The sequence below is a fragment of the Cognatishimia sp. genome (genome assembly GCF_964229375.1).
Lineage (GTDB): Bacteria > Pseudomonadota > Alphaproteobacteria > Rhodobacterales > Rhodobacteraceae > Cognatishimia.
Map to the genome: position 1 here is coordinate 1 of NZ_CAXREH010000144.1, position 6,438 is coordinate 6,438.

Consider the following 6,438-nt stretch of genomic DNA (forward strand, 5'->3'; position numbering starts at 1 on the left):
ATATTTGGTGCTGGGACTGGACGGCGAAGCCGAGCACAGCATTAAGGACGTGCTGGAGGGCAAACGCGACCGGGCCGTTGCGCTGGTACTGGGTGCCGAAGGGCCGGGGCTGCGGCAAAAAACCAAAGAGACCGTCGATCATCTGGTGAAAATCGATTTTGCGCGGGGCTTTGGATCTTTGAATGTTTCAAACGCCGCTGCCGTCGCGCTCTATGCCGCCAAAGCCTGATACGGGGCGGCGACATTCAGAACAGACCGAGTTTCGTCAAAAAATCGCGTGTCGGCGTGCCTTGAAACGCGTGAAATAAACGCAATATTTGAAAGAATTCGACGAGAGGAAACCCCATGGGCCAAAAAATCGCCACTTGCTGTTACTGCGGAACACGCGCGGCGTTAGAGCTTCATGGTAAGGTTCAGCACGAGCTGGCCTGTGCCTCGTGTGGCGCACCATTGCATGATCTCAAGATGATGCCAGTATCGCCGAAAAGCCAAGAGCGCCACTATTCTAAGCCTTTGAAACAAAAGAAAGTAAAAGGTCATAAGAAGCATGATCGCGAGGCTTATTACCGCTATAAAGACCTGAAAAAGAAGAAGTCGAAAAAGTCCAAAGGCTGGGGCAAAAAGCTGTTTGACGGTGTGGACGACTTGTTTGATTTGTTTGACTAGAGGCGCCTGAAACATTCTTCGCAACCGCTCACAAACACGTGGGCGGGGATGTCAGGGGCACATCGTCCGCTTATTGTTCTGCTATCGCAACGATGGAGACCGATATGCTCACCCGCCGCTCATTTGTTTTTACCGCTCTGGCCGCACCTGCTGCTGGCGTTCTTGCCACCCCAGCTTTCGCTATGACCCCCGAAGTTTTCGCCGTAGATGGCCTGGCCATCCGTGGCTATGACCCGGTTGCGTATTTCAAGGAACGCACAGACGTCGAAGGCTCCGCAGAATTTTCCCTGATGTGGAAAGGCGCAGAGTGGCGTTTTGCCAATGCTGAAAACCTGGCTGACTTCGAAGCCGACCCAGACCGCTGGGCACCACAGTACGGCGGCTATTGCGCCTTTGCTGTTGCCAAAGGATATACCGCAAAGACCGAGGCCAACGCCTGGTCCATCCATGATGACAAACTCTATCTGAACTTCAGTCTCGCAATCCGTGCGCGCTGGGCGATCAGCAAAGAGCGCTTCATCAATGATGCCAATGCCAACTGGCCAAATGTCCTGAACGCGTAACGATATGTTCACAAGCATATTACATGCTCTTCTTTCCTCTCGTGGACGCACTATCTCATGAGAGAGAGGCAAGATCGGAACTCTTGTCTCTGACTTCACTGTCCCTCGTTCCGTGACTGCGCCTGGACTTCGGTCTGGGCGCATTTTTTGTGGTTTGACGGGGTTTGACGTGAGGTTGGTGAAACTTTGGACGTGCGTCGCGCGTGAAAGGTTCTAAGCTGGGGGTATGGAAACCTATGACGACGCTTTTCTGAAAAAGATTCTGCAACGCACAAAGACCGTTGCGGTGGTTGGTGTGTCGATGAATACCGTACGGCCCAGCTATTATGTGGCGCGGTATCTGGGCCTGAAGAGGTATAAGGTCATCCCGGTCAATCCGGGACACGCGGGCAAGACCCTGTTTGGCCAAACCGTGCGGGCATCTTTGTCCGAGATCGAAGAGCCCGTTGATATGGTTGATATTTTCAGACGCTCCGAGGCGGTGCCCCCGATCGTTGATGAGGCGATGGCGCATCTGAACGGCCTTAGAACCATCTGGATGCAAATCGGTGTCGAGCATCCAGAGGCTGCGCAAAAGGCGCGGGATGCGGGGCTTGATGTGATCATGAACCGGTGCCCGAAGATCGAATATCAACGTCTGTTCGGAGAACTGCGCATGGGCGGATTTGCGACGGGGATTATTTCGTCCAAACTCTAAGGCGATTGCGACAGGGCATATTGCCGGAAGTCTTCGATAGCCTGCGGGTCGGCCTCTTGTCCTGTAAACCCTTCAAGATAGCCCTTGGCGCGGCTGAGCCTGACCTCCATCAGCTCACGTAAATCCAAGGCGTGATAACCGATCTGCATGTAGTACAAAATACGCGCGCGGCATTCCGCATCATAGGGTGCGTAATCATGACGCAGAAACATATCGGTTAAGGCATGCAGGCGGGTTTGATCGGCAAGGTCGATGCGCGCGCGTACAGCGACATCTCGGCGCGCCCATTCCCTGACAGCGAAATCCAGACCCGGATCAAACAGGCGCGTGTCCACGAAACAGCGGAAGAAATTGCACGTGGCTTCACTGATCGATTCAGAGGGCTGGCCACATTTGCTGACCAGCGTTTTCGTGTTTCGGGTCTCCCATTCCTGCAGCAAGGCTTCCAACAGGTCGCGGCGGTTCTCGAAATACCAATAAAAGCTCGACCGAGAGACGCCGAGCTTTTGCGCAAGTGAAACGATTTTGATTTCGCCAACGCCCTCATCAACCAGCACGTTGCGCGAAATATTCAACCAGTCTTCACGTGTGACTTTGACATTGCCGACAAGCGGCGCACGCGCGGGGTCGTCGCGCACGAGGGTAGGGGTCTTGCGTTTGCTCATCACTCAGCTTTCGGGCGGTGCGCCGCCTTGGGACTTTCGCTTGTCGATGAAAGCATGCAGGGCTTCAACCCGTTGGCCGTCCATGTCAGGACGTTTGTCTGCCGCGAGGATGGATTTCCACACCGCTGTCGCACGGGTGTTGGTGTCCAGCGATCCGCGTTCCGTCCATGTTCCGAAATTGGCATAGTCATGCACAACCGGTTCATAGAATTCGGTGTTATAGCGCTCCATCGTCTGGCTTGCGGCAAAGAAATGCCCGGAAGGATCGACTTCGCGCAGGGCGTTCTCAAACCCGATTTCCTCAAGCGTCGCGGTTTTTCCGGCGCAGAGCTCTGCCACCATGTTCAGCACTTCGGCATCGGTGACGAGCTTTTCATAGGACACGGTCAGCCCGCCCTCCAGCCATCCGGCGGCGTGGATCACGACGGTCGCACCGCCCATCAGACATCCCCAAAGGCCCATCTGGTTTTCATTGGCGGCCTGCACATCATTGCAATTGCTGGCCGATCCCGCCGCGGACCGCCATGGCAGGCCGAGAAAGCGCGCAAGCTGGCCTGCCGCGAGCGAGGCCTGGAAATGGCTTGGCGTGCCAAACGCCGGTGCGCCGGATTTCATGTCCACGTTGCTGGTGAAGGTGCCATAGCAGATCGGCGCGCCGGGATTGGTGAGTTGGACCAAAGTGATCGCGGCAAGCGCTTCGGCATGGCTGAGGGTGATCGAGCCAGCCACGGTGATCGGGGCCATCGCCCCCATCAAAGTAAAGGGGGTGACGATTGACATCTGCCCGAACTTGGCAAAATCGATCAACCCCTGCGCCATTGGGATGTCGAGTGTGCGTGGGCTGTTGGTGTTGATGATCGTGTAATTCCAAGGGTTTGCCTGAAATTCGTCATCGGAAATACCGCGAAAGTCGCGGATCATTTCAAAGCAGTCCATCACCTGCGGTGTGCCCCGCGAGAAGGTGAAGGGGAATTTATCCGACAGGGTCAGTTGCATGTCGGTGGTGAAATAGTGCCGTTCGTGGACCGGTACATCCTGAGGTTCGACCTGCGGCGAGATCATCTGAAACACATCAAAATGATGGGTCAGCTGGATGTATTCTTTGTAGTCGCGCGCCGAGCCGGGACGACGCCCGCGCTCTAGGTCTGTGGCGTTTGGTGCACCAGCGCCTGGTTGAAACACCAGCGATCCCAGCTCGAGCGTTATGTCGCGGCTGCGCGCGCCTGCCATGCCTTGGATCGATTTGGGCGCCGAAGCGACGGCTGCCTGAACCATGTCACGGCCGATATAGACCATTTCGGTGCTTTCATCGACGCGCGCACCACCTTTGGCAAAGATCCGGCGTGCCTCGGGCAGCAGCACTTTCATGCCTAGATCTTCGAGGGTGCGCAGGGCCGTTTCGTGCATGTTTGCGATTTCATCAGCAGAGAACACATCCATCGTCGGAAACGGGTTCTTTAGCTGCCGATAGTTCACATCCCGCAGCGGGGCAGTGGCCTCGGGTTTTGCCCCGCGGCCCCGCCGTCCACCGCGCGCTCGGCTTGGTGTCGCCTCTGTCATGTTAACCCCGCATCGCAGTGCCGGATGGATCATAAGGCGATGGTGCGATCACTTTGGCAGCCTTTTCGATGCCAACGATATGAACCTGCAGGTCGGTGCCTTCGGCGGCTACCTCTTGGTTCACCATGGCAATCGCCAGCGACTTGCCAACCGTGTGCCCATAGCCGCCCGAGGTGACAAATCCGACTTTCTTGCCATCCTGCCAGACAGGTTCATACCCGCTTGCATCCGCATCCGAGGCGTCGATTTCAAGGGTCACTTCGATCTGGGCCGGACCGTTGCCATCGCGCTCTGCAATCGCGGCGTCGCGTCCAATAAAATCGTCCTTATCCCAGGCGATCCAGCGATCCATGCCAGTTTGGGCGGCCGTGTAAAGCTGGGTGAATTCAGCCGACCAGATGCCAAAGCTTTTCTCCAGACGCAGCGACAGCAGCGCGTTAAAGCCGTATTCACGGATGCCCTCATCGGCCCCGGCCTCAAGCAGCATGCGTCGCAGCGCGATATGGTCGCCATAGCGGCAGTTGATCTCGTACCCCAGCTCGCCCGCAACCGACATCCGTGCCACTTTTGCGCGGATCATGCCAATGTCGAACTGCCCACAGCCCATGAACTTCAGATCCCCAATCGGGCCGTCAGTAAGCTTTTCGATAACTTTACGAGAGTTCGGCCCCGCCAGCGAGAAACCACACATCTCTTCGCCCAGGTCGCGGACGGTGACGCCCTCCATCATGTGATCCTCAAACCAACGCATGTGCCATTCGCGCAGGTAGTAAGATCCCATGATCCACCAAGACCCATCGCCATAGTTAAAGACGGTCAGATCGCCCTTCAGGCGGCCTATTTCCGACAGCATCGGCGCAAGTTTCGCGCGGCCCGGTTTTGGCAGCGCACAGGCCATGACCTTGTCCAGCCAGGCTTCGGCATTCGGTCCGGTGACTTCGAACCGGGAAAACGCGGATATGTCCAACAGCCCCACGGTTTCGCGCACGGCCTTACATTCCGCCGCCACATGTTCAAAGGCGTTGGAGCGCTTGAGCGTCGGGGTTTCCTCAAACCCTTTGGGTGCAAAGTACAGAGGCACTTCCATGTCCCAGCTTTGTCCCCAGACTGCGCCCGCATCATTCATTTCCGAATGCGCAGGGGCCATTTTCAACGGCCGTCCCGCCGGAAGTTGTTCGTTGGGATAGGTCATCACAAAGCGGCGGGAATAGAACTGGCCCGTGGTTTCCTTGATGTACTGTTTGTTTTCCGCGAACTTGCCGTAACGCGCGACGTCCATGCCATAGACGTCCGCCTCAGGCTCGCCGTGGATCATCCACTCGGCCAGCGATTTACCGACACCGCCGCCCTGCAGGAAGCCTGCCATCACAGCACATGCACACCAATAGCCGGGTTTGCCGCGCACAGGGCCAACCAAGGGGTTGCCGTCCGGACTGAAGGTGAACGCGCCATTGACCCATGTTTTGACGCCGACATTTTGCAGGTCTGGATAGCGTTCAAAGCCGAGGATAAGTTCTTTCTCGATCCGGTCCGGGTCTTCCTGTTGCAGCTCAAACCCGTATTCCCAAGGCGCGCCGTCCATGTTCCAGTGCTGGTGGTCGATCTCATAGATCCCCAGCAGCAGACCTTTTTGGTCCTGGCGCATATAGGTGAACCCCTCAAGGTCCACGGTCATCGGAACCTCAAAGTCCAGCTCTTCGAGCGCAGGGATCGTGTCAGAAACCAGATAGTGGTGGTTAAGCGGGCTGACGGGCAGTTCGATCCCCGCCATGCGACCAACCTGTTTCGCCCATAGTCCCGCTGCGTTAACAACATGTTCCGTGTGGATCGTGCCTTTTTCGGTCACAACCTGCCAGCCGTCCTCGACTTGATGCAGCTCTAGCACGCGGTTGTGTTCAATGACTTCGGCGCCGCGCTTTTTTGCAGCAGTTGCATAGGCGTGAACCGTGCCGGTGGTATCGACATAGCCCTCGCGGTCGGCCCACATGCCGCCCAGCATACCGTCTGTGGACATGATCGGGCAAAGCTCGCCGGCCTCTTTCGGGGTGACAAGACGCACGTCGTCAATGCCGATGGACTGGAAGGTGCGATAGGCCGATTGCAGCCACTCCCAGCGATCCGGCGTGCCCGCCATCGTCAAACCTCCGGTCATGTGCAGGCCGATGTCCTGACCTGATTCTTCCTGAATCTCGCTGAGAAGGTCGATGGTATAGGCCTGAAGCGATGCAATGTTGGGGTCCGCGTTAAGGGCGTGAATGCCGCCCGCCGCGTGCCAGCTGGATCCTGC

General features: G+C 57.0%; 7 protein-coding genes. 4 read left to right on the forward strand and 3 right to left on the reverse strand.

Annotated features, from left to right (window positions below):
• The 4 genes from ACEQWH_RS10950 to ACEQWH_RS10965 all read left to right on the forward strand — a co-directional run.
• Positions 1-229 (forward strand): TrmH family RNA methyltransferase (locus ACEQWH_RS10950; protein ID WP_370230742.1); only part of this gene is annotated, 229 nt, incomplete at its 5' end.
• 116 nt (positions 230-345) lie between these two features.
• Complete coding sequence (locus ACEQWH_RS10955; RefSeq protein ID WP_370230745.1) at positions 346-666, forward strand: hypothetical protein; 321 nt, start codon at positions 346-348, stop codon at positions 664-666.
• Positions 667-770: 104 nt separating this feature from the next.
• Positions 771-1,229: a YHS domain-containing (seleno)protein gene (locus ACEQWH_RS10960; RefSeq protein WP_370230746.1), complete on the forward strand. Its 459-nt coding sequence runs from the start codon at positions 771-773 to the stop codon at positions 1,227-1,229.
• Positions 1,230-1,455: 226 nt separating this feature from the next.
• On the forward strand, positions 1,456-1,926 hold the full coding sequence (locus tag ACEQWH_RS10965) for a CoA-binding protein (RefSeq protein WP_370230749.1): 471 nt from the start codon (positions 1,456-1,458) through the stop codon (positions 1,924-1,926).
• Here ACEQWH_RS10965 and ACEQWH_RS10970 read toward each other — a convergent pair.
• The 3 genes from ACEQWH_RS10970 to ACEQWH_RS10980 form a co-directional block, all read right to left on the reverse strand.
• Positions 1,923-2,591, reverse strand: a complete 669-nt coding sequence (locus tag ACEQWH_RS10970) for a TetR/AcrR family transcriptional regulator (protein WP_370230751.1) — start codon at positions 2,589-2,591, stop codon at positions 1,923-1,925. The two genes, ACEQWH_RS10965 and ACEQWH_RS10970, sit on opposite strands and share 4 nt — an antisense overlap.
• A 3-nt stretch (positions 2,592-2,594) precedes the next feature.
• Positions 2,595-4,151: a trimethylamine methyltransferase family protein gene (locus ACEQWH_RS10975; protein ID WP_370230754.1), complete on the reverse strand. Its 1,557-nt coding sequence runs from the start codon at positions 4,149-4,151 to the stop codon at positions 2,595-2,597.
• 1 nt (position 4,152) lies between these two features.
• The coding region (locus ACEQWH_RS10980; protein WP_370230756.1) for an FAD-dependent oxidoreductase at positions 4,153-6,438 on the reverse strand (2,286 nt) is incomplete at its 5' end.